This is a genomic window from Escherichia sp. KCJ4928, assembly GCF_004352695.1.
GTDB lineage: Bacteria > Pseudomonadota > Gammaproteobacteria > Enterobacterales > Enterobacteriaceae > ECMA0423.
On the sequence record NZ_SJWV01000546.1, the window covers coordinates 1 to 620 of the forward strand.

Consider the following 620-nt stretch of genomic DNA (forward strand, 5'->3'; position numbering starts at 1 on the left):
TACCAACCCTGGGTCACTGCATTATCGCCAACGCCCCGACACGTCAGTCCTGAGCAATTAGAAAAAACAGTTCGTTATCTTACACAAACTGTGCATCCACGTAATGCCGACAATATTGATAATCTGAATAGGTCCGTAGAGTATATAAAAGAGTTCTTTGTCAGTAGCGGTGCCAGAGTTACCGCGCAGGGCGTCCCCGATTGGCTATTACGACTCTGCGCCTGGTAGCCAGAATTACCCTTACCCGCAATGTCCTGGCTTTATCCCGATCGGGGGGACTTTATTGCCTGGTCGGCAGAATACAGGATATCAACGCCGTTCGTCAGGTAAAAACGGCATTGTTATCATCCCGGGATTTATCTGTTTATTCTATGAATGCCCCATGGTTTATTCCCGGTATTGATTTCTCTGACCACCTGAATTATTGGCAACACGATATTCCCGCCGTAATGATTACTGACACCGCTTTTTATCGTAATAAACAATACCACTTGCCCGGTGATACAGCAGACAGATTGAATTATCAGAAAATGGCTCAGATGGTGTTATAACCTTGTTACACAACAGTAAATAATAAAAATTTCTCGAGGCGGGTCCAGAAACAGCGACATGTACATTTT

At 44.7% G+C, this 620-nt stretch carries 1 pseudogene; it reads left to right on the forward strand.

Annotated elements, in window-relative coordinates:
• Positions 1-574, forward strand: a pseudogene (locus E0D98_RS27660) (hypothetical protein); the annotation flags it as partial.
• Between the last annotated feature and the right edge of the window lie 46 nt (positions 575-620).